The sequence below is a fragment of the Nocardia sp. NBC_01377 genome (genome assembly GCF_045040005.1).
Classification (GTDB): domain Bacteria; phylum Actinomycetota; class Actinomycetes; order Mycobacteriales; family Mycobacteriaceae; genus Nocardia; species Nocardia noduli.
Genome location: NZ_CP109566.1, coordinates 622396 through 648754, shown reverse-complemented (window position 1 = coordinate 648754; position 26359 = coordinate 622396). Strand labels below are relative to the sequence as shown.

Sequence of the window (26359 nt, the reverse complement as noted above, 5' to 3'; positions counted from 1 at the left end):
CGTGTTCGCCACGAGGGCGCGCGCATCGACGTCCCGGTCCACGCGGACGAATTCGGCCGAACTCGCCGGATATCGGTCGATCGCCGGGCGGAATGTCCGCGGGGGCCGCCCGTTCAGATCGCCGTCGCCTCCCCCGCCCGAAGCACGCGCAACCGCCCCGCGCTGCCCGCGTAGTCGAACACCCGCGTCAGATAGTCCAGGGTCTCGCTGAAATGCGCCCAGCCCTCGGCGTGGACGGGGACGATCACCGCGTCGCCGAGCAGTTCGGCGGCCCGCAGCGCGCTGCGCCCGTTCAGGGTGACGTCGGTGTCGCCGAAGATATCGACATTGGCGGCGCCCACGTGCAGGACGGCGATATCGATGGGGCCGACGCGGTCGACGATCTCCCGCACCAGGTCCACCGACGCGTTGTCACCGGAGATGTACACGGTCGGCTCGCCGTCGGCCCGCAGGACGAATCCGGTGACGACGCCGGTCACCGGCTCGCATCCGGGCGGGCCGTGCAACGCGGGCACGCCGGTCACCTGTGCCGCGCCGATCGTCACGGTCTCCCAATTCTCCAGCGCCCGAACGCCGTCCAACCGACTCGCGGCGTCGGCGGTCGAGAGCACGGTATCGACGCCATCGAGGAAGGCGCGGCCCGAGGTGTCGAGATTGTCGGCGTGCTGATCGTGGGAGAGCAGGACCACGTCGACCGCGCCGACCTCGTCCGGGCCGATCGCGGGTCCGGCGATCTTGTGCAGGGTGACGGGGCCCGGGTAGTCGCCGGGGGCGTCGAAGGTGGGGTCGGTGAGCCAGGTGAGTCCGGCGTAGCGCAGTCGCAGTGTCGGTCCGCCGACGAGCAGGGCTTCGACTGTGCGGGTGATCGTCTCGGTCATGGCGTCGATCGTCCGACGAATCCTGGACCGCCGACAGTGGCCCGCGAGCCACCTATCGCTAATATCGGGCCATGCGTTTCGTGGCGGTTCTGGCCTTCGACGGCATCAGCCCGTTCCATCTCTCCGTGCCGACGCTCGTCTTCGGCCGCGTCGGGGCACAGGGCCCGGCGCCGTATGTGGTGCGCGTGTGCGCCGAACAGCCGGGCACCCTGCGCACCCCGGCCGGTTTCGACATCCACGTCGAGCACGGACTCGAGGTGTTCGACGCGGCCGACACCGTGGTGATCCCGAGTTGGCCGCCCGGCGAGGGCATCTCCGACGAACTCCGCGCCGCCCTGCGCGCCGCCCACGCGCGCGGCGCCCGGATCGTCGGCCTCTGCCTCGGCGCGTGGGCTGTCGCGGCGAGCGGTCTGGCCGACGGGCGTGAGATCACCACGCACTGGTCCGCCGCCGCCGATCTGGGCCGCGCCTACCCGGCGGTGCGGGTGCGCGCCGACACCCTGTGGTCGGATCTCGGCGACGTCGTCACCTCGGCCGGGGTGGCGGCGGCACTCGATTGCTGCCTGCACCTGGTCCGCGCCGACCTCGGCAGCCGCGCCGCGACCGAACTGGCCCGCGCGCTGGTCACGGCACCGCATCGCAGCGGTTCGCAGGCCCAGTACATTCCGGTGGCCGTTCCCGACGACGCGGCCGACGACCCGATCGAACGCGCGATGGTGTGGGCGCGAACCCATCTCGGCGATCCGGTCGACCTCGATCGGTGGGCGCGGGTCGCACTCATGTCACGGCGCACCTTCACCCGCAGATTCCGCGAACGCACCGGAAGCAGTCCGCAACAGTGGCTGCTGCACCAGCGCACCGACCGCGCGCGGCTGCTGCTCGAATCCACCGACGAGACGGTGGACCGCATCGCCGAGTCGACCGGTTTCCATACCGCGGTCAGCCTACGTCACCACTTCCACCGCCTGCTCGGTACCAGTCCGGCGGCGCATCGCGCGCTGTTCCGGACCGCGGATCGACCGCGCGGCGGGTCGGCTAAGTTGCCCCCATGATGATTGAGTTCGGCGGCGTCGCCCCCACTATCGACGACAGTTCCTGGATCGCGCCCACCGCCACCGTGATCGGACGGGTGACGCTCGGCGCCGAGGTCAGCGTCTGGTACGGCGCGGTGCTGCGCGCCGATCTCGAGGACATCACCATCGGACCCGCGACCAACATCCAGGACGGTTGCGTGCTGCACGCCGATCCCGGCTTCCCGTTGACCGTGGGCACGGGGGTATCGGTGGGCCACAACGCGATCCTGCACGGCTGCACCGTCGGCGACAACGTTCTGGTCGGCATGGGCGCCACCGTGCTCAACGGCGCGGTGATCGGCGAGGGCAGCCTGATCGCCGCCAACGCGCTGATTCCCGAGGGCGCGCGGATCCCGCCGGGTTCGCTCGTGGCCGGGGTGCCGGGCAAAGTCCGCCGGGAATTGAGCGACGACGAACGCGACGGCCTCCGCCTCAACAGCTCCGTCTACGTGCACAATATGGTCGGTCACCGGGACGCGAAGATTCTGTGAGTCATCGCACAACGGTCGAATGACCTGCACGGGCGGCTGATAACATTCGGGGTGCGTGCCCGGCGTCCCGGGGGCTCCGGCCGAGACGTTTGCCAGCGGTTTTCGTCGAGATGGTCCCCCAGGGACGGCGAGCGACGCGGCGTGCGGGCAGGAGGTATCACGATGGTGTGCAGGGATACGAATATGCACCGGCCGAAGGGGCGGATCAGCGTCGCCGACATCGCGGCACAACCGGGGGGTATCGAGGCGCTCCAGCGCCGGGTTCACGAACTGCGATCCAGCGGTGTCGATTTCGCGGCCAACGCGATCGAGCAGGAAATGGCCGATCTGGATCTGCCGCGTCCGTAGCTCACCGCGCGAGAGCCTCCGACGATAGAGTGAGATGCTTGATATGCCTTCCACTCACCTTTCGGCCGATCCGGGACCGCGACGGCGTATGCCGGTGGGATAATGAACGACCCACCCCGCCCCGTCGGCGCGCCCCTGACTGGAGACTCGATGCCCACCGTTCCGCCCATGCTCCAGCGGATTCTCGACAAGCCCGTGAAAGACGGGGAGAAACTACTGGAGAGCGCACTGTCGGCATTCCTGGATTTCGGCATCAAACGCACCAGCATGGGTGAGATCGCCCGGCGAGCCGGGATCAGCCCCGCCACCCTCTACCGCCGATTCGAATCCAAGAACGACCTGGTCGAGGCGGTCAGCGTGCGCGAGGCACAGCGTTTCGTCGCCGATATCGACAAGCGGGTGCAGACGGTCGAAGGCACCGAGAACCAACTCGTGGAGATCTTCGTCGCCTTCATCGGGGCGATCGCGGGTAACGAACTACTGCGCCGCCTGCTGCGGACCGAACCGGATCTGATCCTGCCGAGGCTCACCACCGAGGGTGGCCCGATCCTCGCCGTCGGCCGCACGTACCTGGCGGGCAAACTGGGCGAATTGCGCGGCGCCGACGACGACTTCGACGCCGATCTGGTCGCCGAGATCATGGCCCGCCTGGCGCTGTCGCTCGCCCTCACCCCCGACGGCCTGATCCCGCTCGGCGATGCCGAGGCCGGGCGTGAGTTCGCGCGGCGCACGCTGCTCCCGATGGTCGGCGTCAGGGCGACGACCTGAGCCGACCCCGAACGCGGCCGCGACCAACTCGTCGAGTGTCCGCTGCGCGTCCGGCTCGACCGGACGTCCGCCGACGAATTCGCCGACCAGTCCCACTATCTCGGCGGCCGCCGCCGACCCGGGATCCGGCAACGGCAACCGCGACACGTACTGGGTGATCCACCGCCGCCTGCCCGCGTAGAGGCGGTTACCGCAGACCGCGTCGTAGAAACGCACTCCGAGCGCGGAATTCGCCACGCCCATCAGCAGATGGGCCAGGTGGTCCCCGGCCCCGAGATCAGCGAGCGAGATCCAATAGCAGTCGCCGTTCACCACCGCCCCCGAGCGGTCGAGCGCGAACCTGGGACGTTCGCTGATATCCGGGAAGACCAGTTTGGGCACCCGCCACAGGTGCGGACGCTGCGGCACCCAGATCTCGAACCAACTCCTGCCGCTGTCCACCAGATACCGACGGGCCGTCAGCGCTTCTTCGTGCGTTCGGAGATAGGCGGCGGCGTCGGGGAATTCGCGCAGGTCGACCGGCGTACGCCTGGACACGTCGGTGTCGTAGGGATAGAGGACCCTCGTCTCGCGCTCGCGGTCGATGCGCCACGGCGCGAGATCGTGGTGGGTGATGAGATCCAGCAGCAGTTCCTGTTCCGGACACGGATCCGCCTCGTGCCAGCGGTCGGAGATGAAGACTCGATCGGCGGTCGTCTTGATCCCCACCCTGATGCGCGCGACCTCACCGAACGTGCGCCATGTGCGCTCACCGATCCGGGCCAGCCACGCGTCGACGCCGGGACGCGACATCCGCCAGGTGCTGTCCGCACGGTGCGCGAGCACCGGCCCCTCGGAGCACAGCGTGCCGACCTCCACCGCGAAAGTACGCCCGTCGTGGGCGACGCTGCCGCCGGTGTCACGGGTCAACGCTTCGAAAAGCCCCGGTACGGACACGGTTTCGGATTCGGGCACCTCGTAGGCAGAGACGAAACGACAGTCGGGTCGGGTTCCGGTCCTGGTCGCGATGGTGATCGCGGGCAGTACGGCCGCCTCGAAAAGTTTGGTGTCGCCCAGGTCGTAGAGTTCCACCGGCGCGAGTTCGGCGCACAGGATCGCGCGGATATTGGCGCCCGCCCTGGTGGTGATGAACCTGTTGGCGCACAACAGACCGAGCACGCCGCCTTGGCGCAACAGTCGCGGCGCGACGGCGACGAAGGGGTGGGTCAGGTCGATCCGGCCGCGCAGTCCGAAGCGCTCGGCCAGCGATCGCGCGGCCACGGTGCCAAGCTGCTGGGTGCGCACATACGGCGGGTTGGTGATGATCGCGTCGAAACTGTTGTCGGCCAGCCGTTCCGACTCCGACAGGAAATCTCCCGAATGCCATCGCACGTCGACACCGGCTGCCCGCGCCCTGGCGCCGGCCACCGCGAGTGCCGTCTCGTCGAGATCGAATCCGATCAGTTCCACCCGGACGCCGGGGAGTCCGGCGGTGATCTCGCGATGGAGCGAGAGCAGCAGTTCCCCGTCTCCGCAGGCGGGATCCAGGACTCGCAGCGTGCCCGCGCGGCGCGGTTCCGGCATATGCGCCAACAGGCGTCGCGCCAGGAACTGCGCGAGCGCGGGCGGCGTGTAGTGCCTGCCGTGCCGCTTACGCGCGTCACGGGCCTCGGACCCCATGGGTCGGATTCTGCCAGCACGCACCCTCCGATAACTGGATTTTGCTGTGCCGCGCTGGGGTGTGATTTCTCGACCGCATCCAGTTCCGAAATGAGACCATTCACGCTAGCATTCAGTCTCGAAATAGAACCGAATACGAGAGGGTGGGCCGATGAACCCGACGGATGTGCGGACCGACGAATACGAGGCGTTGCACCGGATCCTCGAACAACGGTGGACATGCAGGCAGTTCACCACCCACCCGGTCGCCCGCGAGAGCATCGAGGCGCTGCTGCGCCTGGCCGGGCGCACACCGTCGTGGTGCAACACCCAGCCCTGGCAGGTGGCGATCACCGAGGGCGCGGGCACCGACCGATTCCGAAAAGCACTGCTCGAGCATGTCGCGGGCGCGATTCCCGAACCCGATTTCCCGTTCCCGACGGCCTATACCGGCGTCTACCGCGATCGCAGGCGTGAATGCGGCCTGCAACTCTACGACAGCGTCGGTATCGCCAAGGGCGACAACGCGGGCACCATGCGCCAGGCCGTCCGCAACTTCGAACTCTTCGACGCCCCCCACGTCGCGATCGTCACCAGCGAAGCCGACCTCGGCGTCTACGGCGCCGTCGACTGCGGCCTCTACATCGGCAATTTCCTGCTCGCCGCCCAGAGCCTGGGCCTCGGCGCCGCACCCCAGGCCGCCCTCGCCTCCTACTCCCCCTTCCTGCGCGCCCACTTCGGCATCCCCGACCATCGCCGAGTCGTCGCCGCCATCTCCTTCGGCCATCCCGACGTCGACCACCCGGTGAACAGTTTCCGCACCACCCGAGCCGATCTCGACCACGTCGTCGCCTGGCACAGCGACTGAGGCGGGCGATCGTCGCGCCGATACCGGCACTCGCCCGCCGACCGCGCTAGGGTGAGCGCAGGTCGGGGGGCGATCAGCGGCTCCGGCGTCGACCGCGCGACACAGGAGGCTTCATGCGTTCTTCCGGCGTACTGCCCGCGGCCGTCGCCGCGGTCGCGCTCACCGCGGGCCTCACCGGCTGCGACGACGCCGAGGGCGAAGTCCTCGGCGCGACGCCGACCGCGAGCGCCGCGGCGACCACCGCGGCCGTGATCGTCCCCACCACGACCGCACCCGCCCGAGCCGTGCACGTCGCGCACCCCGTCCTGGAACCGATCGAGATCTCCTGCGGCACAGCGGAGTTCGGTCAGAGCATCACCGCGATCACGATCAGGGGCGACACCGCGTGCGACGCCGCCCTCACGGTGGCCGAGATCTACGCGGCCAGGTCACGAACGTCGGGCGAGAATGTCGTGATCACCGTCGCCGTCGGCACCGGGGTATGGAACTGCCGGATTTCCCCGGCCGTCCCGAATCCGTTCCAGGAGTGTGTGAATCAGGACAATCCGGCCGAAAAGATCCGGTCCGGTTCCTGATCAGCCCGCCGCGACACTTTCTCCGGTCAATCCGGGACCGAGTTCGGGGGCGATATCACGGGCGGTCAATTCACTTCCGCAGGAATCGCATTCGAGTTTCACATGCGCTTCTCCGGCACATCCGCGATGACGGTATTCGACCGGCGGCCCGGCGGGCGCCATATACGTGTCGCCCCAATCCCGGATCGCCATCAGGATCGGATAGATATCGTGCCCCTTCGGCGTCAGCCGGTACTCCTCGTGCGCGCCGACCTCGGCCTTCTGCTTCACCAGGATGCCGTGCTCGATCAACCGGTCCAGCCGATCCTGCAATCGACTGCGGGAAATACCGAGCGCGCTCTGGAAAGTGTTGAAGCGACGGATACCGGCGAACGAGTGCTTGAGAATCACCAGTGTCCACCGGTCACCCAGAATCACCAGCGGCCGGGTAATCGAACACGGCTCCTCGGAAAGCTCCTCGTAACGCACAACCCGATGCTACCCAGCGGTGACACCCCCGCCCCCGTGATCGCTCGACAGAGACGAACCTCGACGGAGACGAACAACGAAAACGGGCCCGGGGATTTCCCGGGCCCGTTTCGCGACACTCACCTCACAGCGGAATGTTCTTGTGGTGGCTCTTGCGCGACGGCGCGGCGGCCAGCGCGGCGGCGATCGTGCTCCGGGTCTTGGCCGGGTCGATGACCTGGTCGACGACCCCGATCGCGATGGCGCGCTCGACACCGCCCGCGATCTGCTCGTGCTCGACGGTCAGGCGCTCGTGCAGCGCCTCGCGCTCGTCGTCCGGCGCGGCGGCGAGTGCCTTCTTGTGCAGGATGCCGACCGCGGCCTTGGCGCCCATCACCGCGACCTCCGAACCCGGCCACGCGTACACGGCGGTCGCACCGAGCGAACGGGCGTTCATCGCGATGTAGGCGCCGCCGTAGATCTTGCGGGTGACCAGTGTGACCCGGGGAACCCGCGCCTCGGCGAAGGCGTGCAGCAGTTTCGCGCCGCGCCGCACCACGCCCTCCCACTCCTGGCTGACGCCGGGCAGGTAACCGGGCACATCGGTGATCACGATCAGCGGGATGCCGAACGCGTCGCACAGGCGCACGAACCGCGCGGCCTTCTCCGCGCTCTCCGAGTTGAGGCAGCCGCCCAGGCGCAACGGGTTGTTGGCCAGCACACCGACGGTACGACCGCCGAGACGACCGAGCCCGGTCACCATGCTGCGCGCGTAACCGCCTTGCAATTCCTCGAAGGAGGACTCGCCGTTGATATTGTCGAGCAGCTCGTGCACCAGCGGTTTCACGTCGTAGGCGCGCTTGGCCGATTCCGGCAGCAGCGCCTTCAAGTCGACATCACCGTGCTCGGCGGCGAGCAGATCGAATTCGCCCTGCTCGGCGAACATCGACACCAGCCTGCGGGCGCGATGCATGGCATCGGATTCGCTGTCGGCGATGATATGGGTGACACCGGACTTCTTGCCGTGGGTGACCGGCCCGCCGAGGGTTTCCATGTCGACCTGTTCACCGGTGACGCTGCGCACCACATCGGGTCCGGTCACGAAAACGCGGCCTTCGGGAGCCATGATGACGATATCGGTCAGCGCGGGCCCGTAGGCGGCGCCGCCCGCGGCGAATCCGAGCACCACCGAGAGCTGCGGGACCAGGCCGGACGCGCGGACCATGGCCTCGAAGACCAGTCCGACAGCGTGCAGGGCCTCCACACCCTCGGCCAGCCGGGCGCCGCCGGAATGCCAGATGCCGACCACGGGAGCACCGGAATCGATGGCCGTATCGATGGCGGCGACGATGTGTTTGCATCCGTCGACGCCCATCGCGCCGCCCATGACGGTGGCATCGGAGCAGTAGGCGACGGTGCGGACACCGTCGACCTCGCCGATCGCGGCGAGAATGCCGGATTTGTCGCGCGGATGCAGCGGAAGAACCGTGCCGGGATCGAAGAAGCGCTGGAGCCTGCCCAGCGGATCACGCGGATCTGTCGTCGTCTCCTGTGGGAACGCCGGAGCCATGATGGTCATCGCGTTATCTCCTCGATAAGAGTGTTGCCGCGAGCGCGGCCGCGTATGTCGAATCAGGCGGGGGCCGATACCGGCCCCCGCCTGATTCGTTGTGCAGTCGATCGAGCGGCTATGCGCGACCGAAGGCGAGCGCGACGTTGTGCCCACCGAAACCGAAGGAATTGTTGATCGCGTACTCGATCTCCTGGCGACGGGCTTCGCCGTGCACCACATCGAGGTCGATCTCCGGATCCTGGTTCTCCAGGTTCAGCGTCGGCGGCACGATGCCGTCGCGGATGCTGAGCACGGTGAGCACGGACTCGAGGGCGCCGACCGCGCCGATCGAGTGGCCCAGTGCCGACTTCGGAGCGTAGACCGAGGCGTGATTGCCGATGGCCTTGTTGATCGCGTTCGCCTCGGCGGTGTCACCGATCGGCGTCGCGGTCGCGTGTGCGTTGACATGGGTGATGTCAGCGGCGGTCAGACCCGCCGTCTGCAGCGCGCGCTTGATGGCACGCGAGGCACCGTCGCCCGTGGGATCGGGGGCGACGAGATGGAAACCGTCCGAGGTGATGCCCGCGCCGAGCAGACGCGCGTGGATGGTGGCTCCACGAGCCTTGGCGTGCTCCTCGGTCTCGATGACCATGAGGGCGCCCGCCTCACCGAAGACGAATCCGTCACGATCCTTGTCGAAGGGCCGCGAGGCGCCCTTGGGATCGTCGTTGCGGTTGCTCATCGCACGCATCATGGAGAATGCCGCGATCGGCACGGCGTCGATGTAACCCTCGACGCCACCGGCGACGACGATATCGGCGTCACCCATGACGATCATCCGCCACGCGTTGGCGATGGCCTCGGAGCCGGACGAGCATGCCGAGACCGGAGTGACCACTCCTGCCCTGGCCTTCAATTCGAGACCGACCACGGCCGAAGGGCCGTTCGGCATGACCATCTGAACAGCCAGGGGCGAAATCTTTCGATAGCCGCCGTTCTTCAGCTTGTCGACCGAGTCGATGAGGGCGTCGCCGCCGCCGATCCCGGTTCCGATGGCCACACCGAGCCGCTCGGGATCGACTTCCGGGCTGCCCGCGTTGCGCCAGACTTCACGACCGAGAACGGTCGCGAGCTGCTCGACGTAGGCCATGCGCCGACATTCGACCCGGGTGAGCAGGGTGTCCGGTCGGACCTTCAGGTGTCCGCCGATGCGGACGGGAAGGTCGTATTCCTCGACGAAGGAATCCTCGAGAACGTCGATACCGCTCTCGCCGTTGAGGAGTCCCTTCCACGTCGCATCGACGTCACCCGCGATCGACGTGGTCGCCGCCAGGCTAGTGACGACGACGTTGGGGAAATTCCCGTTCAAGGTGGAAGGAGTGGTCACTGTTTCGGCCCTACTCGGAGTCGAACTTGGCCTTGAGCTCCGCGGCGGCTTCGCTGTTCTCCGCCTCGAGCTTCTGGATGTAGCCGACAGCGTCGCCGACCGTCTTCAAGCTGGCCAGATCCTCGTCCGGGATCTTCACGCCGTACTTGTCCTCGGTCTGTACCGCGATCTCGACCATGGACAGCGAGTCGATGTCCAGGTCATCGACGAAGGACTTCTCGATGGTCACCTCGGAGGGTTCGATACCCGTAACCTCTTCGATGATCCTGCCGAGTTCCTCGACGATTTGTTCCTGGGTCAGAGCGGCCACGGTGTGGCTCCCTTCTTGTTTCTATTTGTAGGGCTCTTGTGTTTATTTCGGATCGAAGCGGCGGTTGGTTACCGCCGATTCGGTCACGACTGTGCGAATTTCTCCGCACCGTCGCGGGGAAAGCTAGCCGGAGGTCGTGAACCCGGCCAACGCGGGGAGGTCTTCGGGCGTTTTCAGGGCCAGCGTCGGCGTGCCCTTCAGTTCCCGTTTGGCGATGCCGACCAGCGTGCCCGCCGGCGGCAACTCCGCCACTGCCGACACCGCGGCGGCGCGGATGGTCTCGGTGCACAGATCCCAGCGAACAGGTCGGGTGACCTGCGCGGCGAGCTTATCGATCGCGTCCTGTCCCGAGGCGACCGGCTGCCCGTCGAAGTTCGACAGCAGCACGCGGGTCGGCTCGTCCGGCGCGATCTTGCCGATGGCCTCGGCCACCGCGTCCTGGGCCGGAGCCATGTACGCGGTGTGGAAAGCGCCCGCGACGGGAAGCGCGCGGACCCGCGCCTTCTCCGGCGGGTTCGCCGCCAGTTCCGCCAACGCGTCGAGTGTGCCCGCGGCCACGATCTGACCGGCCGCGTTGCGATTGGCGGGCACGAGGTTCAATTCCGCGAGCCGTGCGAGTACGGCGGCCTCATCGCCGCCGAGCACCGCGGACATTCCGGTCGGCTCCAGCGCGCACGCCTTGGCCATCTCCGCACCGCGGATGGCGGCCAGCACCACCGCGTCGTCAGGGGAGATTACCCCGGCGACAGCGGCGGCGGCGAACTCGCCGACCGAATGTCCGGCGACGATGGTAGCGGCGGGCAGTGAATTCTGCTCGACTTCGGCGAAGGCCAGCAGTGCGGCGGCGACAACGAGGGGTTGCGTCACAGCGGTGTCGACGATCTCCTCGGCCGTCGCGGTGGTGCCGAGACGAACGAGATCCAGGCCCGAGGCCTTGGACCAGAGGGCGAGGCGTTCTCCCGCGCCGGGAAGGTCGAGCCAGGGCGCGAGCATGCCGGGTGTCTGGGACCCCTGTCCTGGGGCAAGTAACGCGATCACGCCTCTAAGAAAACACTGTGAGGTGCCTTCTACGAGATGTCGACGCGACCGAAGCTTCTCGATCCCTTTTGTAGGGGTCCCACAAAATCCCATGTGGGATGTCCCGATCGACCGATTCGCCTTCTGCGTTACAGCCCATCGGGACCCACAGCGACATGTGGTGCTTCTGGGTCGGATGTCGATGATTCGTTACGGGTTCGTGTCAAACGACCCACCGTTGCCGCGATCCGGAGCACGTAGGCGTCACGGGGATTCATCGGATCACGTCCCGTGATCTCCCCGATTCGCTTGAGCCGGTAGCGCACCGTATTTGGATGGACGTACAGCTGACGGGCGCAGGTCTCGACCGCTCCACCGCAATCGAGGTAGGCGTCGAGGGTGTCGGCGAGCGAGGATCCCGCAGCGGCCAACGGGAGGACAAGATACTCGTTCAGCGCGTCGACCGCAGCTCGATCACCCAGTAATGCGCGTTCGGGCAGTAATTCGGTCGCGTGCACCGGCCGCGGCGCACCGCGCCACCCCACGACCGCCTCCATACCGGCCAGCGCCTCCACCGCGCTGGCGTGGGCCGCGCCGAGGGTGCGCATGGTCGGTCCGATCACCACCGGCCCGTCCGAGAAGACCTCGGCGAGCAGATCGGAGAGGAAGGCCGATATATGGGTGGTATCGCTGAGATGACCGCTCACCACCATCACCAGCCGAGCGCCCTGCACCACCGCGAGCGCCGCGCGCCCGTGCCTGGCGGCGATGTTGTGCACCGCGCCGACCATGGACACGCTCTGATCCTTGGGCGGCGTGCCGACCAGCACCGTCGCGGGCGCGGTGGCGTCCCAGTTCAACGTCGCGGCCCGCGACAGCATGTCCGGGCCGGTATCGCCGCGCACCACCGCGTCGACGACCAGCGCCTCCAGCCTGGTGTCCCACGCGCCGCGTGATTCCGCGGCGCTGGCGTATACCGAGGCGGCCGCGAAGCCGAGCTCACGCCCGTATCGCAACACCGCCTCGGTGAGCGCGACCAGCTGCCTGTCGTTGCGCGCGAGCGCGGGCAGCCACTGTTCGAAGAACTCCATGGCCACGCGGACCATGTCCACGGTCTGGCGCAACGTCAACCGCCGCGCCAGATCCTGCGGAATGACCTGGAAGGCGTCCAGGCTGAACCGGATATCGCTTTCCGGGTCCTGGAGCCATTCGAGGAAGTTCACCACCGCGGTCTGCACCAGCATCTGGACCCCGGCCCGCTGGGCGGCATCCAGATCGGCGAAGAACGGCAACCGATCCTGCATGGATCCGACAGCCTCGGTCGACAGTCGGCCGGAGAACTGTTTGACCCGCTTGAGCAGCGTGTCCGGGAGCGGGTCCCGGTTCTGCCGATTCGGGGACAGTGCCCCGGTCGGCAGATACACCTCGTGCTCGGAGGAGCCTTCGGAGATCCGTCGGGGCCGCGGCGGTTTACGTTCCACGTTCCAATAGTCCGCTACGCGAGTTCTTCCTCACCGCTTGCGGCCGACTTCGGCGCGGCGTCGACATCGCCGATCCGATATTCGGCCGCCGCCTCGAGCACCGTGGACTGGTCGATCCTGCCCACCCGGGCCAGACCTTCCAGCGCCGCGAGCGCGATCGACTGCGCGTCGACGTTGAATACCCGCCGCGCCGCCGCCCTGGTATCGGAGAAGCCGAACCCGTCGGTGCCGAGGGTGGTGAAATCACCCGGTACCCACTTGCGGACCTGATCCGGCACCGCGCGCATCCAATCGGTCGCGGCGATGTAGGGACCGTCGACCCGCGACAGCGCCTCGGTGACATAGGGCACGCCGACCTCCGCGCTCGGATCACGCAGTGCCGCGATCTCCTTGGCGAGCGCGTCCTTGCGGAGTTCACCCCACGAGGTCACCGACCACACATCGGCCTGCACACCCCACCGCTGCGCGAGCAGCGCCTGCGCGCGCAGACCATCGGGCACGGTGACGCCGGAGACCAGGATCTGCGCGCGCACATCACCGGCCTCACCCGCCTTGTACAGGTAGATGCCCTTGAGCAGACCCGCGATATCGAGACCTTCCGGCTCGGCCGGCTGCTGGTAGGGGTCGTTGTAGAGGGTGATGTAGTAGAAGATGTCCTCGCCGCCGAAGGTGTCCTCGGCGCGACGAACCGTCTCCGTACCCGGCAGCGCCGTCTGCGCCGACGGCTTCGGCACACCGCCGCCGTACATCCGGCGCAGACCGTCGCGCACGATATGGGCGAGTTCGAAGGCGAACGCCGGATCGTAGGTGACCACGGCGGGATTACTCGACGCCAGCAACAGCGAATGGCCGTCGTTGTGCTGCAATCCCTCACCGGTCAACGTAGTTCGCCCGGCGGTTGCTCCGAGCACGAATCCGCGGGCGAGCTGATCCGCCGCCGCCCACAGTCCGTCACCGGTGCGCTGGAAACCGAACATCGAGTAGAAGATGTAGAGCGGGATCATCGGCTCGCCGTGGGTGGCGTACGAGGTGCCGACCGCGGTGAACGACGCGGTCGATCCGGCCTCGTTGATGCCCTCGTGCAGGATCTGGCCGGTGGTGCTCTCTTTGTAGGCAAGCATCAATTCCGCGTCGACCGATGTGTACAACTGGCCGTTGCGGTTGTAGATCTTCAACGAAGGGAACCACGAGTCCATACCGAAGGTCCTGGCCTCGTCCGGGATGATCGGCACGATCCGCTTGCCGATCTCCTTGTCCCGCAGCAGTTCCTTCATCAAGCGGACCAGCGCCATCGTGGTGGCGACATTCTGCTTGCCCGAACCCTTGCGCACCGAGCGATATGCCTCGTCGCCGGGAAGTTGCAGAGGCTTTGCCACGGAACGCCGTTCGGGCAGGAAACCGCCGAGCGCCTTGCGGCGATCCAGCATGTACTGGACCTCGCGGGTGTCGATGCCGGGATGGTAGTACGGCGGCAGGTACGGATCCTTCTCCAACTCCGCGTCGGTGATCGGGATCCGCTGCAGATCGCGGAAATCCTTGAGGTCCTGCAACGTCAGCTTCTTCATCTGATGGGTGGCGTTGCGGCCCTCGAAATGCTTGCCGAGGGTATAGCCCTTGATGGTCTTGGCCAGGATGACCGTCGGCTGACCCTTGTGCGCCATCGCCGCGGCGTAGGCGGCGTAGACCTTGCGGTAGTCGTGGCCGCCGCGCTTGAGGTTCCAGATCTCCGGATTCGACAGATCCTGCACCAGTGCCTTGGTCCTCGGGTCGCGACCGAAGAAATGGTCGCGCACGTAGGCGCCGTCATTGGCCTTGTAGGTCTGGAAATCACCGTCGGGCGTGGTGTTCATCAGATTCACCAGCGCGCCGTCGCGATCCGCGCCGAGCAGCGCGTCCCACTCGCGGCCCCAGATCACCTTGATGACATTCCAGCCCGCGCCGCGGAAGAACGACTCGAGTTCCTGGATGATCTTGCCGTTGCCGCGCACCGGGCCGTCGAGACGCTGCAGGTTGCAGTTGACGACGAAGGTCAGGTTGTCCAGCCCCTCCATCGCCGCGACGTGCGCGAGACCGCGCGACTCCGGCTCGTCCATCTCGCCGTCGCCGAGGAACGCCCACACGTGCTGGTCGGAGGTGTCCTTGATACCGCGATCGTGCAGGTAGTGGTTGAACCTGGCCTGGTAGATGGCGTTCATCGGGCCCAGACCCATGGAGACGGTCGGGAATTCCCAGAAGTTGTTCAGCAGCCGGGGATGCGGATACGACGGCAGACCGTGCCCGGGCCCGCCGTGGCTGTACTCCTGACGGAACCCGTCCATCTGGCTCTCGCTGAGCCTGCCCTCGAGGAAGGCGCGGGCGTAGATGCCGGGCGAGGCGTGGCCCTGGATGAAGATCGAGTCACCGCCGCCGGAATGATCCTTGCCGCGGAAGAAGTGGTTGAAGCCGACCTCGTAGAGCGCCGCCGAGGACGCGTAGGTCGAGATGTGCCCGCCGACACCGATGCCGGGACGCTGCGCGCGATGCACCATGATCGCGGCGTTCCAGCGAATCCAGGCGCGGAACCGACGCTCCACCTCTTCGTCGCCGGGAAACCACGGCTCGTTCTCGGTGGGAATGGTGTTCACATAATCGGTGGAAGTCAACGCGGGAATGGAGACCCGGCGCTCACCCGCTCGCTCCAACAATCGGAGCATCAGGTAGCGCGCACGGCCCGGACCTTCCCGGTCGAGCATCTCGTCGAATGATTCGAGCCATTCGCTGGTTTCCTCCGGGTCGATATCCGGCAGGTAGGACGCCACCCCCTCGCGGATCACCCTCACCCGGCCTGCCGGCTGTGCGTGCGACCCGTTCGGGGCGGAGACGGTGTCGGGACCAGCGGGTTTCGCCGGAACGGACGAGTGGATCACGTCTGTCAAGTCTGCTCCTCGTACAGGGGTGGACAAGCTGATGGCTTCTTTTTCCCCGGGCGGAGCGCTGGTTGGCGGACCACCCGTTACGAAAGTCCGGGCGCACCTTCCATCCTTGCCGACGGTGCGTCCCAGGTCATCATGTCAGCAGCGAATCCAGTACGGTTTCCTCGGCAAAGGGTTACCCGGTAGTTTTTCCGGCGCGGGCCGGTTTCGGCACCCCACGAGCCACCCGAGCACGAACTGTTCGATGCGAATACAGAGCAAGAGCGGGAGGACGATGAAGGTGCTCGACCCACGCCGGTTCGGATTGGTATGTGCTGCCGCGGCGGTCGTCGCCGGGCTCACGGTCGCCGGATGCGCGGAAACGTTGGAGGGAACCGCTACTCCGAACGCCGCGGAACTCTCCTCCTACAAGACCGAAGCAGCCGCGTCCTCCGCGGCGGCGACCTCGTCGCGGCGGGCGGCAGCGCAGGCCCAGGCCATCAGCGAGAACTGCGCGCAGTTCCCCACCACATCCGGCCTCGGGGTGAAGGCGTACAACGACTTCGTCGACGCGCACGACTCCAATGCGCCAGACTACGCCGCCAAACGCGATGCCGCCTCCACGACGCTGGAGGACGCCGCGACGAAGGTCGAGACCGGAGTGACTGCCGCGGCGGGCGCGTTGCCCGATGATCTTGCCGCGAAATTCTCCGAGTACGTCACAGGGGCCAGGGCGCTCGCCGCCGAAACCCGTCGCATGACCTATACGGCGCAGGTAGGGCCCCTGAACGACGCCAGCAAACGCGTCAACGACGCCAGGAACGCGGTCCGGGAAACGTGCCCGAAACGCTGAAATTTCGTACCGGTCGCGCGACATTCGGAGGGTATTTCGTCCGATCAGCTTGCGCTCGGGCCGATAACCATGTTCGCTTGCAACTACCTACTGTCGGGAGTTGAGGAGGACACCACCGTGGTCGCCGCGGCGGACGCGCAGAACTACGCTCAGAAGCTTGGCATTACACACGGCATGGTCGTCCAGGAACTGGGCTGGGACGAGGACACCGACGACGACCTGCGGGCCGATGTCGAAGACGCCAGTGGCGGTGAAATGGTGGACGAGGACTCCGATGAAGTCGTCGACGCCGTACTGCTCTGGTGGCGAGAGGGAGACGGCGATCTGGCCGACGAGCTGATGGAAGTCATCAGCCCGCTGGCGGACGACGGATTCATCTGGGTTCTCACCCCCAAGACCGGTCAGCCTGGCCATGTCGATCCGAGCGAGATCGCCGAAGCCGCGCCCACGGCGGGCCTGACGCAGACTTCTGCGATCAGCCTCGGCGCTTGGGCCGGAAGCCGATTGGTACAACCCAAGGCTCCTTCGAAGCAACGCTGACCCTTTCGCTATGGTTTCCGCCGGGTGGCGCATCACCACCCGGTGGAGACCCGACACGATGGAGGATTCGCGTATGCCGCTCGAAGTTGGCACTGTCGCGCCGGATTTCACGCTCAAGGATCAGAACAACCAGGAAGTCTCATTGTCGGACTTCCGGGGCAAGAAGAACGTGCTCATCGTCTTCTACCCGCTCGCCTTCACCGGCATCTGCCAGGGGGAACTCTGCAAGGTGCGAGACGAGCTGCCCAAATTCCAGAACGACGACGCGGAAATCCTCGCGATCTCCGTCGGCCCGCCGCCCACCCACAAGATCTGGGCCGCCGAACAGGGCTACACCTTCCCCCTGCTGTCCGATTTCTGGCCGCACGGCGCCATCGCCCAGGCCTACGGCGTCTTCAACGAGAAAACCGGCTTCCCCAACCGCGGCACTTTCGTCGTGGACAAGGACGGCACGGTCCGTTTCGCGGAGATGAACGGTCCCGGAGAGGCCCGTGACCAGGCGGCTTGGGAGAAAGCGCTCGCCGCGCTAGATTCATAAGCCGCACCGTCGGAAGCACCGACGGAGTGCGGGCGTATAGCTCAGCGGTAGAGCACTGGTTTTACACACCAGCGGTCGGGGGTTCGATCCCCTCTGCGCCCACCGAGAACATGCGGGTAGACGGCAAGTCTCGCCCCGGCGTTTGCCCCGCACCCCCTTCCATGGGGCAAACGTAGGGCACATGTCGCCCGTCATTCGGCCTTCGTACTCGAGTTCGTCGTGACAGGGTCGGGGAGTCTTCGACGGAACCGAGTCAGCGATCGACCGACCCGTAGACGAAGACCTCCAACTCGGCGGTCGTGGCTAGAGCAATGAACCGCTCCAGTTTGCCATCGGGCAGGAAACCGGGCACCAAGCCGTCCTTGCCGCAGAAAACGCCTATCAACGCGATGCCGATCGCGCGGCAGTGATCGCCCAGCGATCGCAGGTAGGTCCGGAGATCGGTCTCGGTGTTCCAGGCCTCGATATCGCCGTCTTGCCACGTGCGGGTCAACTCTTCCGGGCAGGCGGGCAGCAACGTCAGGTAGCCGCGAATCGCTTCGGGATCGGCGCCCACGGAAGGGAAGTAGGCGCACCCACCGTCGACGCCGTCGAGCAGGGCCTCGATCAGCGCGTCCTCGGGATCGAACGCCGACCACGACGCGTTCTCGAGAACGTTCTCCAATCTGCCACGGGCCTTCTCGACATCGGGCGCCAGGAGTTCGACCAGGTCGATGAGCGCCGCCCGTTGTGATGCGGCGATGTGCCCGGTCCGGAATCTGTCGGCGGGCCCGGGCAGGAAGTCGATGACCACGACATAGTCTCGCGGGTAACTGTCGAGGTCGTCGACCAGCCAGCTTTCCTCGGGCCGGATCCGTTGAAACCTGAACGTGCCGTTGGTTTCGCCGGTCGAGATGATGCATCGCAGCGGAATCGGCGTGCTCAGTTCGCCGGCCAGTCACCCGACCTCCCGAGCCAGTGCGACCCCCTGTCAGAGCAGGGTTCGCTGTGCGTCGACGCCGATGATCGGCCCATCGGCATACGCACGCTCTATGGGCACGAAATCTTCGAGGTGGAGTTTGGTTTCGAAGCAATCCCACCAGGTGAGATCGAACAGTCTCCTAGGTGCGTCGTCGGCGTGTTCGGGGACCGGAGCCCAGCAGACCACATCGCCACGGCATGCGATTCCACCGTCGACCCAGGTGGTCCGCATGCCGGATACCAATTCCTCGTCCGGATCGAGACCACCGAAGCCGTTCCGCAGACCGAGCAGTCTCGCCGCTCGGTCGTTCATCGTCACCGTGAGCACGGCCAAAGCTATCGTTCGTACTGAGCTTGGTCATGCGAATTTGCGTGACCGTACGCAGTTCTCGGCAACCGCTACTCACAGTCCTCGCATCGGTAAGCCCCGAGTGAGTTTCGACGTGCACGAGTTCATGTGGCCGCGCGACACACCCTCGCCAGACCTTGGCGTGATGTGGCGGACGACCTGGTGCCCGTTCACTCACGTTCGACCTCGGAATCACCGCCCGTCTGGATTCGGATCCTTGGACAGCCCAGCTCGCAGATCGGTGATCCTGACGACGCCCTGCACGTCCACACGCCACCGCAGAATCACCGACCCTCCAGGGACGCAGTCATCGACAACCCGGCTCGCAGGTTTACGCCGCGAACGAGGCCGTGTAGTTCACATTGGGCCGCGAATCACCCGACCCTCGAGATTCGGATCATCGACAGTCCCGCTCGCAGGTTCACGATCCGGATGACGCTGTGCACGTTCACATTCTGCCTCGGAATCATGGCCCTCACGGACTCGGATCATCGACAACCCGGCTCGCAGTTTCACGATGCGGACGACGCGGTGCGCGTTCACATCGGCTGCAAATCACGGCCCCTGAGGGTTCGGATCATCGACGGCCCCGCTCGCCGATTCGTGATCCGGGCGACGCTCGGGCCAGATGAGGGTGGCCACGAGCACTACCGACGGCACGCTGATCGCCGCGACGAACCCTGTCGTCACCCAGGCGCTCACCTCTCCCCCACTCCGTCGGCCTGCGGGCGCGGTCCGTCCTCGAGATCTACGGCGACCGGTGACGTGACGGCGGCTGTCGCCCGGTGTGCGGCATACACGAATCGCATGACCCTCCTGACCTCGGTGACCGAATTCGGCGATACATCAGAGTTGGACGCGACTACCGCAGGATCGGTTCCACCCGATCCGAGAGACCTGTTGTCCGTCGCCGTGATTGCGGCGTATCCACCGCGACGGACATGGCGTATCCAGCACGACGTGCGCGACGTATCCGCCGCGACGTGCACGGCATGTCCACCGCGACCTGCACGGCGTGTTCACCGCGACCTGCGCGACGTATCCAACGCAACGTGCACGGCGTGTCCAGCACGACGCGCGCGACGCATCCACCGCGACGTGCACGGCGTGTCCATCGCGACGTGCGCAACGTATCCACCGCGACGTGCGCGGGAATCGGATCGAGGAAACCCCAACGCATGGCGTGCTCCGGAATCGTGGCGAGCGAGGCCTGTGCCACAGGGGTGGGTTCAGTGCCCAGCCCGACCGATGTGCCGCGACGCACCGAGGGTCGAGGACTGCCTTCGCCCCTCGGTGCTGGCCGCTCGACGGCGGCGCGCCGACCTGCCGACTGGGTGTCGAGGATGAGCGGCAGCAGATCGTCGTTGCCGATCACCTCGGTCATGTCGGGGCGCGGGTCGGAGGCGGTCATGAAGCGCACCCGACTATCGATCGCGAGGAAACGGTCGGCGACGCGACGGGATGACGGTCGCGGGCCGCGCGGATCCGCGCGGTGTAGGTGTCGAGTCCGGCGGCGGGTCCGTCGTGCAGACCGGTGAGCCGCGGTAGCAGGTCGCCGAACACATCGACCTCGCCGATAGCCGAGCGAACCGGACCTACAAGACTCGGCCCGAGGGCGATGACCCCGCCGAGCGAGGTCCGATGGAGATCCCATCCAGTAGCAGATCCACCACGCGCGCGATCGCCGCGGTGGGTTCTTCGTCGGGCCGGGAGTAGATCTGCACCGTCATCAGGCGGGCGACATCGCCGACGTCGACATCGGGGCGCAGCGTCCCATCGGCGTGGGCCCGCGTGACCAGATCGCCGATCGCGGCGACAACGGTCGCGCGCACCTCGGTCAGATGCGCGTCGACGCGAATCCTGCTGTGCAGTACCGGTTCCACCGACGAGGCGAACGCGCCGACCCCGGTCCGGGCACATTCGTGCAGAAACCTTCGCAGGGCGGACCAGGCGTCGGGTTCCTCGCGTGCCGCCGTCGTGACGCCCTCCGCCAGACCGGTCAGGTAGGCGTGCGAGGCGGCGTAGATCAGCGCTTCACGGTCGGGGAAACGCCGGTACAGCGTGCCGACGCCGACGCGGGCGTGATCGGCGACCTCTTTCATGGACACGTCTATTCCCTTGTCCCGGAACAGGATCAGGGCCGACGCGACGATCTGGTCGCGGTTGCTGCGGGCATCGGCGCGCAGGCCATCGGCCGTCATCATTACCTCCTCGAGCACATCTGGACGAAATTCTTCCACTTATGCTACCTTCGCCGTAACGGACGAAAATCGTCCGGTTATCGGAGGTAGAGAAGATGGGCAAGAAAGTGCTGATCTCCGGTGCCGGGGTCGCCGGGGCCACCGCGGCGTACTGGCTGGCCAGGGCGGGATTCGAGGTGACGGTCGTCGAGCGGGCCACGGGTGCGCGGAGCAGCGGCAGTCCGGTCGATGTCAAAGGGCCCGCGGTCGACGTGGTGGAGAAGATGGGCGTCATGGCGCGGCTTCGCGAGGTCGCCTCGCCCGCAGATCGGATGACATTCATCGACGCGAGGGGACGGCGGCTCGCGGGTATCCCCCTGCGGGCTTTCGCGGGTGAGGCAGGGACGCGGGAGATCGAGGTGGCGCGGGCCGACCTCGCGACGATCCTGGTCGACGCGGGACGCGACAGCGTCGAATACCGCTGGGGTGACACGATTACCGACCTCGTTCACGACGACGCGGGCGTCGATGTCACCTTCGCCGCCGCGCCGCCGTCACGGTTCGACGCGGTGATCGGCGCCGACGGCCTGCACTCGACGGTCCGTCACCTGACCTTCGGACCGGAGGGGTCGTTCATCCGGCATACCGGAATGTATGTGGCGACCATGCCGATCGATGAGCCGATGGGCGACGGCACCGAGGTGCTGATATACAACACGCCCGGTCGGGCGGTGGCCGTGCACCCGAACCGGGGTCGCGCGATCGCCGTGTTCATGTTCCGGCGGCCCGAGGTTCCCGGCTACGACCACCGCGACCTCGATCAGCATAAAAGGGTGGTGGTGGAGGCCTTTCCGGACACGGGCTGGCTACTGCCGAATCTGCTCGACCGACTGCGCGAGACCGACGACCTCTACTTCGACTCCATCAGTCGGATGCGGCTACCGCGCTGGTCCGACGGGCGGGTCGGACTGGTCGGGGACGCGGCCGCGGCGGTGTCGCTGTTCGGCGACGGCAGCACCCTCGCCATCGCGGGCGGCCACCGGCTCGCCGAGGAATTGGGTGGCTCGCCGTCGCAGGTCGCCGCCGCGCTGCGCCGGTACGAGACACGGCACCGGCCGTTGGTGCGATCCAAGCAACAGGCCTTCCGAGTGGCCCGCGCCCTGCTGCTTCCCGCGACGGGGCCGGGGATCGCGCTGCGCAATGCCGTCGCGCGCGTCACCCCTGTACTCGCCGGACTCACCCGCGAAGGCGGCCGTCGGGCTCGCGGTTCGGCGGCGGGCACCGGTCGTGCGGCGAACCGGGTGAGGTAAACGCGGCCGCGCCGACCGAGCGCCCGGTCGCTCGGCGACAGACGACACGCACTGATATTTCGCCGACAACTCGACCGTCAGACGAACATCGGGTTCATCGCCTCGCGTCCGGTGGGCACCACCGCGGCGGGTCTGCGAAGAACTCGGCGGCGCGCTCAGCCAGGGCATCCCGGCGTTCGGTGAACATACGGCTCTGTCGTCACGGCGGCGTTCTGGACCCGCAGCGGCGTCGGACACGCGCTTACCCCGCCGGCCGACGAATCGCCGCGCACGCGTACTCGCCGCCGACACCCGCGGCGATGGCACCTCCTCGCAGGCCGAGGTCGACCCGCTCGACAACCCCCGACACCCGTTTGATCCCTGCGTCACTCCGAATTCGGTGTGCAGGCGACATAGCCGATGGACGCGGGCAGCGGGATGGGCCCCGGAACCCCGACCGCGTTGGACAGTCTCAGCGCGTTGGCGGTCGCTTCCGCCCGATTCGCTCCCTCCGCCCACTGATAGTCGACTCCGCGAGTAGCGGCGGCCACGCACGCGTTGGCCCAGGTGACCAGATCGCAGACCGCTTCCCTGTTCCCGGTGGCCGAGCCGCACCTGGCCGAGGCGGCCGCCCTCGCCGCTTCGCGGGTATCGGCCCACGAACCGTAGAAATGCGTCACACCATAGGGATTCGTGGCCTTCTCGACCGTGATCGCCCCGAATTGATCTCCCGTGGCATGCGCCGTCCCGGCGCCGATCGCGGCGACGGCGAGCAGGGCGATGAAGAGACTTCGAACGAGATACTTCACGGTCACTCCTCGAATTATTTTCCGGCGGGCGAGATCTCACTGATTCCACCCGGTGTGCGCGGTCGAACTCGACGACGGAAAGAGCTTCCGGTCGGCGACGAACACGGAATATGCGTCAGCCCACGGCAGACGGATCGAGATACCACGGCAGCACCACGGAATGAATGTTTCGCACGTGCGAATCCCCCTTCTACCGGATGTTCGACCTCGGCGGGCCGCTACTCCGTACTCCCCGGCAGGGAACGTATCCGAGCCGGAAGGGATTGTCAAAGGGGTCGTCAGCGCTCGATCCGATGTGGGACTGCGTAACCGATTGCGCCGCAGTCACTTCGGTCAGGCATCCGACGACGACCGGGCGTCGCTGTCGGAGACCGCGTGTAGCTTGTCGAATGTGCCTCTGAGAGCGATGATCTTCGACTTCGACGGCCTCATCCTGGATACCGAGACGCCCGAATTCACGGCGTGGCAGGAGGTGTACGCGGCGCACGGTGCGACGCTCGAACAGCAGATCTGGGCTCAGGTGATCGGCACGACGGAGTCGAGTTGGGATCCGTGGCTGCACCTGGAGGGTCTGATCGGCTATCCGGTGGACCGCGAAGCGCTGCGGGCCGGTCGACAGGCCCGCCATCACGCGTTGATCGCCGCCGAAGTGTCGCGCCCCGGTGTCGAGTCATGGCTCGACGAGGCTCGCGACCTCGGCCTGGCGGTCGGACTCGCGTCGAGTTCCAGTCGCGAATGGGTCACCACGCACCTGGACCGGCTGGGACTGCTCGACCGTTTCGCGGTCATCGCCACCGGCGATCGGGTTCGGCACACCAAACCCGATCCGGCCGTCTACCTTCTCGCCCTGGCCGAATTGGGTGTGGATGCCGCCGAGGCCATCGCGGTGGAGGATTCGGCGAACGGCATCGCGGCGGCGAAGGCGGCGGGACTCGTCTGCGTCGCCATCCCGAACCCGATGACGGCCTGCCTCGATCTGTCGCGCGCCGACCTGGTGCTGGATTCGCCCGCGGATATGACGATCCGAGATGTCGCGCGCCGCACGGCATCGGATACGTGAGCCTGAGCGCGGTTCACCGGATGTCCGGTCAACGGTAGACCTTTCGTTTCGCCTCGACGCCGGCCTTGTCATAGGTGACCCATTCGCCGGACTTCTTTCCGCGCTCGAAGAAGCCGTCGTCCAAGCGATTTCCGGTGTCGTGCCACCGCTGCCAACGCCCGTGCTGCAAACCGTCGACGAATGCGCCCTGTTGGAGCAGACCACCGGCTTCGCGATGCCAGATCCACTCGCCGTCGAGTTGCCCGGAGTCGTATGACCCCCGCGCTTTCACGGACCCGTTCTTGAAATAGAACGTCCACGGCCCGTGCCGTTCCCCGTCGAGGTATTCACCCACGCCCGACACCGTGCCGTCCTTGAAGTACTCCTCCGCCATCCGATGAGCGTACGAGGATGCGGGCGTGGGATCGATCGCGACACATACGGCGCCGGACGGTCGTGACCCGCGGCGCGGATCACGACCGTCCTGATCAGTCGGAAACGCTAGGCGACGAAGTCTCGGATCTGGCTGATCACCCTGACCGCGCCGAGCAGTGAGACGTGGCCGATACAGCCGGTGATGGTGTTGGTCGCACCGTCGAGAAGGACACTGTTGTTCGGCGTGATGATCTCGTCGCAGGGCGACCACCAGGTGCCGTACTTGACGTCACCGGGGGTTTCGTCACCGTTGTTCAACTGCTGGAGCATATTCGAACCGGGGCGCATGTCCTCGCAGCCGTCGTCGTAGCAGCCGAGGGCGACGGTGGTGCCGTGGTTGGGCCCGCCGATGGAGACCCAGTCGTCGACATAGCGGGCGCCGTCGAGGAATTTCAGGTACCAGCGAGTGTTCAGGCCGCCCATCGAGTGGCTGATGATGTCGATCTTCTCGGCGCCGGTGGAGGCGCGCAGCGCGTCGGCCTCGGCTTTGACCTCGTCGGCGGTCAGCCTGTTCGATTGCGCGGTGTTGTAGGTGAAGGCTCGCAGTTCGTTGGCACTGTAGCCCGCGGCTCTGAAGCGGGAGATCATGAAATCCCAATTCGAGTCGGCCCCATTCCATCCGTGTACGAAGAGGATCGGATTTCGGGTCGGCGCGGCGGACGCTTGCTGCGGTGTGACCATCAGGACAGCCGTGGCTGTCGCGACGAAAGTGAGTGCGATGATGCCGATTCGGCGCATCGTTGATCGGATTGGCATGCTCGGTCTCCTTGTTCCGTCCGCCGTCTGAGACGGACGCAGCGAAACAGTAACAAACACCTACGCATGTCTCATATGCCTTCGAGCGCACATCGTCCAACTTTTCGAAAGGTGACGTTCAACCAATCGATAGTGTTGAGACAGAACACATCTCGTCGGCTAACCGACCGCGATCACCGAGCTATATCGAGGCGGCCGTCACCGATCGCACCGAAGAACGACGGGCGTACCGAGACGATTCGAAGGGGAGACTTCAGCCGACGTCGCGACGCAACCAGGTCACCTCGGCGCCGATCGGATCCACGCCGGAACGGTATAGCTCGAGATCTTCGTCCCACGGCGTGCCGAGGGCGCGGTCGATTTCGGCGGCCAGATCGTAGGTCGTGTATTTTCCGAGTTCGCGTGATGCCTGGAGCATGGCGCGCAAACGCATCTCACCGAGCGTGACGTCACCGCACGCCGAGGTGGAACCGTGCCACAGACCGAGGGCTGGAACGAAACTGTAGCGCTCGCCGTCGATCCCGTCGCTCGGATCCTCGGTCACCTCGAAGCGCAGCACCGGCCACGACCGCAAGGATTGGGCAATGCGCGCGGCGGTCCCGACGGGGCCGATCCAATCGCTGGTTGCGCGCAGTTGGCCGTCGGCCGGCTGGGTGGTCCACCGCAACTTCGCGGGGGAACCGAGGGCCGAGGTCAGCGCCCACTCCACATGCGGGCACAGCGCGGCAGGCGACGAGTGGATCCACACCACACCCGCCGACACGTCCGCGAACTGACTCGATGCGCGCACCCTGATACCTCCAGCTTCGACGAGGACCGTCTTCCCCAACGAACCCGTCTACAGCTGGCGTTGCCTGAGTGTACTGGAGTGCCCGATGTTACGCGTG

Annotated in this window: 28 protein-coding genes, 1 tRNA gene and 1 pseudogene; 12 read left to right on the top strand and 18 right to left on the bottom strand. The window is 66.6% G+C overall.

Features of this window, described 5'->3' with window-relative positions:
• Positions 1-113: 113 nt before the first annotated feature.
• Positions 114-878 (bottom strand): MBL fold metallo-hydrolase, encoded by a 765-nt coding sequence (locus OG225_RS03015; protein ID WP_405180309.1) that lies wholly within the window; start codon positions 876-878, stop codon positions 114-116.
• A 71-nt stretch (positions 879-949) separates the two neighbouring features.
• Here OG225_RS03015 and OG225_RS03010 point away from each other — a divergent pair, with 71 nt between their 5' ends.
• From OG225_RS03010 to OG225_RS02995, 4 genes are all read left to right on the top strand, one after another.
• On the top strand, positions 950-1930 hold the full coding sequence (locus OG225_RS03010) for a GlxA family transcriptional regulator (protein WP_405180308.1): 981 nt from the start codon (positions 950-952) through the stop codon (positions 1928-1930).
• Positions 1927-2442, top strand: a complete 516-nt coding sequence (locus OG225_RS03005; RefSeq protein WP_405180307.1) for a gamma carbonic anhydrase family protein — start codon at positions 1927-1929, stop codon at positions 2440-2442. The genes OG225_RS03010 and OG225_RS03005 overlap by 4 nt, the downstream gene beginning before the upstream one ends.
• 183 nt (positions 2443-2625) lie before the next feature.
• Complete coding sequence (locus OG225_RS03000; protein WP_254190344.1) at positions 2626-2790, top strand: hypothetical protein; 165 nt, start codon at positions 2626-2628, stop codon at positions 2788-2790.
• Between the two features lie 150 nt (positions 2791-2940).
• Entirely contained in the window at positions 2941-3558 is a 618-nt protein-coding gene (locus OG225_RS02995) for a TetR/AcrR family transcriptional regulator (protein WP_232839877.1), read from the top strand.
• Between the two features lie 1047 nt (positions 3559-4605).
• On the opposite strand, the pseudogene OG225_RS02990 reads toward OG225_RS02995, so the two are convergent.
• Positions 4606-5217 (bottom strand): annotated as a pseudogene (locus OG225_RS02990) (Eco57I restriction-modification methylase domain-containing protein); the annotation flags it as partial.
• Between the two features lie 151 nt (positions 5218-5368).
• Between OG225_RS02990 and OG225_RS02985 the strand changes: the two are divergent.
• The gene (locus tag OG225_RS02985; protein WP_405180306.1) at positions 5369-6064 is read left to right on the top strand and encodes a nitroreductase; all 696 of its coding nucleotides are present in this window, start codon (positions 5369-5371) and stop codon (positions 6062-6064) included.
• Between the two features lie 113 nt (positions 6065-6177).
• Positions 6178-6639, top strand: a complete 462-nt coding sequence (locus OG225_RS02980; RefSeq protein WP_405180305.1) for a hypothetical protein — start codon at positions 6178-6180, stop codon at positions 6637-6639.
• Here OG225_RS02980 and OG225_RS02975 read toward each other — a convergent pair whose 3' ends face one another.
• The 7 genes from OG225_RS02975 to aceE form a co-directional block, all read right to left on the bottom strand.
• Positions 6640-7107 carry a helix-turn-helix domain-containing protein gene (locus OG225_RS02975; protein WP_109526373.1) on the bottom strand — a complete coding sequence of 156 codons (468 nt, stop codon included), beginning with the start codon at positions 7105-7107 and terminating at the stop codon, positions 6640-6642.
• A gap of 124 nt (positions 7108-7231) precedes the next feature.
• On the bottom strand, positions 7232-8665 hold the full coding sequence (locus tag OG225_RS02970; RefSeq protein ID WP_405180304.1) for an acyl-CoA carboxylase subunit beta: 1434 nt from the start codon (positions 8663-8665) through the stop codon (positions 7232-7234).
• Positions 8666-8774: 109 nt separating this feature from the next.
• Complete coding sequence (locus OG225_RS02965; protein ID WP_109526375.1) at positions 8775-10025, bottom strand: KasA/KasB family beta-ketoacyl-ACP synthase; 1251 nt, start codon at positions 10023-10025, stop codon at positions 8775-8777.
• A 10-nt stretch (positions 10026-10035) separates the two neighbouring features.
• Complete coding sequence (acpM, locus tag OG225_RS02960) at positions 10036-10335, bottom strand: meromycolate extension acyl carrier protein AcpM (RefSeq protein WP_109526376.1); 300 nt, start codon at positions 10333-10335, stop codon at positions 10036-10038.
• A 123-nt stretch (positions 10336-10458) separates the two neighbouring features.
• Complete coding sequence (locus OG225_RS02955; protein WP_216914216.1) at positions 10459-11373, bottom strand: ACP S-malonyltransferase; 915 nt, start codon at positions 11371-11373, stop codon at positions 10459-10461.
• Positions 11374-11501: 128 nt separating this feature from the next.
• Positions 11502-12803, bottom strand: coding sequence for a PucR family transcriptional regulator (locus OG225_RS02950; protein ID WP_405183172.1), 1302 nt, complete (start codon positions 12801-12803; stop codon positions 11502-11504).
• Positions 12804-12847: 44 nt separating this feature from the next.
• On the bottom strand, positions 12848-15748 hold the full coding sequence (gene aceE, locus OG225_RS02945) for a pyruvate dehydrogenase (acetyl-transferring), homodimeric type (protein WP_405180303.1): 2901 nt from the start codon (positions 15746-15748) through the stop codon (positions 12848-12850).
• Between the two features lie 271 nt (positions 15749-16019).
• Here aceE and OG225_RS02940 point away from each other — a divergent pair, with 271 nt between their 5' ends.
• The 4 genes from OG225_RS02940 to OG225_RS02925 all read left to right on the top strand — a co-directional run bounded on the left by OG225_RS02940 (position 16020) and on the right by OG225_RS02925 (position 17757).
• Positions 16020-16577, top strand: coding sequence for a hypothetical protein (locus OG225_RS02940; protein WP_405180302.1), 558 nt, complete (start codon positions 16020-16022; stop codon positions 16575-16577).
• A gap of 117 nt (positions 16578-16694) precedes the next feature.
• A complete protein-coding gene (locus tag OG225_RS02935; protein WP_109526416.1) occupies positions 16695-17117 on the top strand; it encodes a DUF3052 domain-containing protein in 423 nt (140 codons plus the stop codon).
• 73 nt (positions 17118-17190) lie between these two features.
• A complete protein-coding gene (locus tag OG225_RS02930) occupies positions 17191-17655 on the top strand; it encodes a peroxiredoxin (RefSeq protein ID WP_109526417.1) in 465 nt (154 codons plus the stop codon).
• A 30-nt stretch (positions 17656-17685) separates the two neighbouring features.
• Positions 17686-17757: transfer RNA gene (locus OG225_RS02925), tRNA-Val, on the top strand.
• A 151-nt stretch (positions 17758-17908) separates the two neighbouring features.
• Here the strand turns inward: OG225_RS02925 and OG225_RS02920 are convergent.
• The 5 genes from OG225_RS02920 to OG225_RS02900 form a co-directional block, all read right to left on the bottom strand.
• Positions 17909-18448: a hypothetical protein gene (locus OG225_RS02920; RefSeq protein ID WP_405180301.1), complete on the bottom strand. Its 540-nt coding sequence runs from the start codon at positions 18446-18448 to the stop codon at positions 17909-17911.
• 177 nt (positions 18449-18625) lie between these two features.
• Positions 18626-18928, bottom strand: coding sequence for a hypothetical protein (locus tag OG225_RS02915; RefSeq protein WP_405180300.1), 303 nt, complete (start codon positions 18926-18928; stop codon positions 18626-18628).
• A 591-nt stretch (positions 18929-19519) separates the two neighbouring features.
• Positions 19520-19654, bottom strand: coding sequence for a hypothetical protein (locus OG225_RS02910; RefSeq protein WP_405180299.1), 135 nt, complete (start codon positions 19652-19654; stop codon positions 19520-19522).
• Positions 19655-19826: 172 nt separating this feature from the next.
• Complete coding sequence (locus OG225_RS02905; RefSeq protein ID WP_405180298.1) at positions 19827-20375, bottom strand: hypothetical protein; 549 nt, start codon at positions 20373-20375, stop codon at positions 19827-19829.
• Between the two features lie 184 nt (positions 20376-20559).
• Positions 20560-21168: a TetR/AcrR family transcriptional regulator gene (locus tag OG225_RS02900; protein ID WP_405180297.1), complete on the bottom strand. Its 609-nt coding sequence runs from the start codon at positions 21166-21168 to the stop codon at positions 20560-20562.
• 92 nt (positions 21169-21260) lie between these two features.
• On the opposite strand from OG225_RS02900, the gene OG225_RS02895 reads away from it, so the two are divergent.
• Positions 21261-22454: an FAD-dependent oxidoreductase gene (locus OG225_RS02895; RefSeq protein WP_405180296.1), complete on the top strand. Its 1194-nt coding sequence runs from the start codon at positions 21261-21263 to the stop codon at positions 22452-22454.
• Between the two features lie 365 nt (positions 22455-22819).
• On the opposite strand, the gene OG225_RS02890 is transcribed toward OG225_RS02895, so the two are convergent.
• Positions 22820-23242, bottom strand: a complete 423-nt coding sequence (locus OG225_RS02890; RefSeq protein ID WP_216914234.1) for a DUF4189 domain-containing protein — start codon at positions 23240-23242, stop codon at positions 22820-22822.
• Positions 23243-23633: 391 nt separating this feature from the next.
• Here OG225_RS02890 and OG225_RS02885 point away from each other — a divergent pair, with 391 nt between their 5' ends.
• The gene (locus OG225_RS02885; RefSeq protein ID WP_405180295.1) at positions 23634-24302 is read left to right on the top strand and encodes an HAD family hydrolase; all 669 of its coding nucleotides are present in this window, start codon (positions 23634-23636) and stop codon (positions 24300-24302) included.
• Between the two features lie 28 nt (positions 24303-24330).
• Here the strand turns inward: OG225_RS02885 and OG225_RS02880 are convergent, their stop codons facing one another.
• From OG225_RS02880 to OG225_RS02870, 3 genes are all read right to left on the bottom strand, one after another.
• Positions 24331-24675, bottom strand: a complete 345-nt coding sequence (locus tag OG225_RS02880) for a toxin-antitoxin system YwqK family antitoxin (protein WP_405180294.1) — start codon at positions 24673-24675, stop codon at positions 24331-24333.
• A 107-nt stretch (positions 24676-24782) separates the two neighbouring features.
• Entirely contained in the window at positions 24783-25472 is a 690-nt protein-coding gene (locus tag OG225_RS02875) for a lipase family alpha/beta hydrolase (protein ID WP_405180293.1), read from the bottom strand.
• A 253-nt stretch (positions 25473-25725) separates the two neighbouring features.
• On the bottom strand, positions 25726-26262 hold the full coding sequence (locus OG225_RS02870) for a DUF3145 domain-containing protein (protein WP_109523525.1): 537 nt from the start codon (positions 26260-26262) through the stop codon (positions 25726-25728).
• Between the last annotated feature and the right edge of the window lie 97 nt (positions 26263-26359).

What these genes read in the sequence shown, in the direction of transcription:
- OG225_RS02915 (WP_405180300.1), bottom strand. Translation starts at nt 18,928, where the DNA reads ATGAACGACCGAGCGGCGAGACTGCTCGGTCTGCGGAACGGCTTCGGT.
- OG225_RS02970 (WP_405180304.1), bottom strand. Translation starts at nt 8,665, where the DNA reads ATGACCATCATGGCTCCGGCGTTCCCACAGGAGACGACGACAGATCCG.
- OG225_RS02880 (WP_405180294.1), bottom strand. Translation starts at nt 24,675, where the DNA reads ATGGCGGAGGAGTACTTCAAGGACGGCACGGTGTCGGGCGTGGGTGAA.
- OG225_RS03000 (WP_254190344.1), top strand. Translation starts at nt 2,626, where the DNA reads ATGCACCGGCCGAAGGGGCGGATCAGCGTCGCCGACATCGCGGCACAA.
- OG225_RS03005 (WP_405180307.1), top strand. Translation starts at nt 1,927, where the DNA reads ATGATGATTGAGTTCGGCGGCGTCGCCCCCACTATCGACGACAGTTCC.
- OG225_RS02995 (WP_232839877.1), top strand. Translation starts at nt 2,941, where the DNA reads ATGCCCACCGTTCCGCCCATGCTCCAGCGGATTCTCGACAAGCCCGTG.
- OG225_RS02985 (WP_405180306.1), top strand. Translation starts at nt 5,369, where the DNA reads ATGAACCCGACGGATGTGCGGACCGACGAATACGAGGCGTTGCACCGG.
- OG225_RS02895 (WP_405180296.1), top strand. Translation starts at nt 21,261, where the DNA reads ATGGGCAAGAAAGTGCTGATCTCCGGTGCCGGGGTCGCCGGGGCCACC.
- OG225_RS03010 (WP_405180308.1), top strand. Translation starts at nt 950, where the DNA reads ATGCGTTTCGTGGCGGTTCTGGCCTTCGACGGCATCAGCCCGTTCCAT.
- OG225_RS02930 (WP_109526417.1), top strand. Translation starts at nt 17,191, where the DNA reads ATGCCGCTCGAAGTTGGCACTGTCGCGCCGGATTTCACGCTCAAGGAT.
- OG225_RS02980 (WP_405180305.1), top strand. Translation starts at nt 6,178, where the DNA reads ATGCGTTCTTCCGGCGTACTGCCCGCGGCCGTCGCCGCGGTCGCGCTC.
- OG225_RS02940 (WP_405180302.1), top strand. Translation starts at nt 16,020, where the DNA reads ATGAAGGTGCTCGACCCACGCCGGTTCGGATTGGTATGTGCTGCCGCG.
- OG225_RS02900 (WP_405180297.1), bottom strand. Translation starts at nt 21,168, where the DNA reads ATGATGACGGCCGATGGCCTGCGCGCCGATGCCCGCAGCAACCGCGAC.
- OG225_RS03015 (WP_405180309.1), bottom strand. Translation starts at nt 878, where the DNA reads ATGACCGAGACGATCACCCGCACAGTCGAAGCCCTGCTCGTCGGCGGA.
- OG225_RS02905 (WP_405180298.1), bottom strand. Translation starts at nt 20,375, where the DNA reads ATGACCGCCTCCGACCCGCGCCCCGACATGACCGAGGTGATCGGCAAC.
- OG225_RS02875 (WP_405180293.1), bottom strand. Translation starts at nt 25,472, where the DNA reads ATGCCAATCCGATCAACGATGCGCCGAATCGGCATCATCGCACTCACT.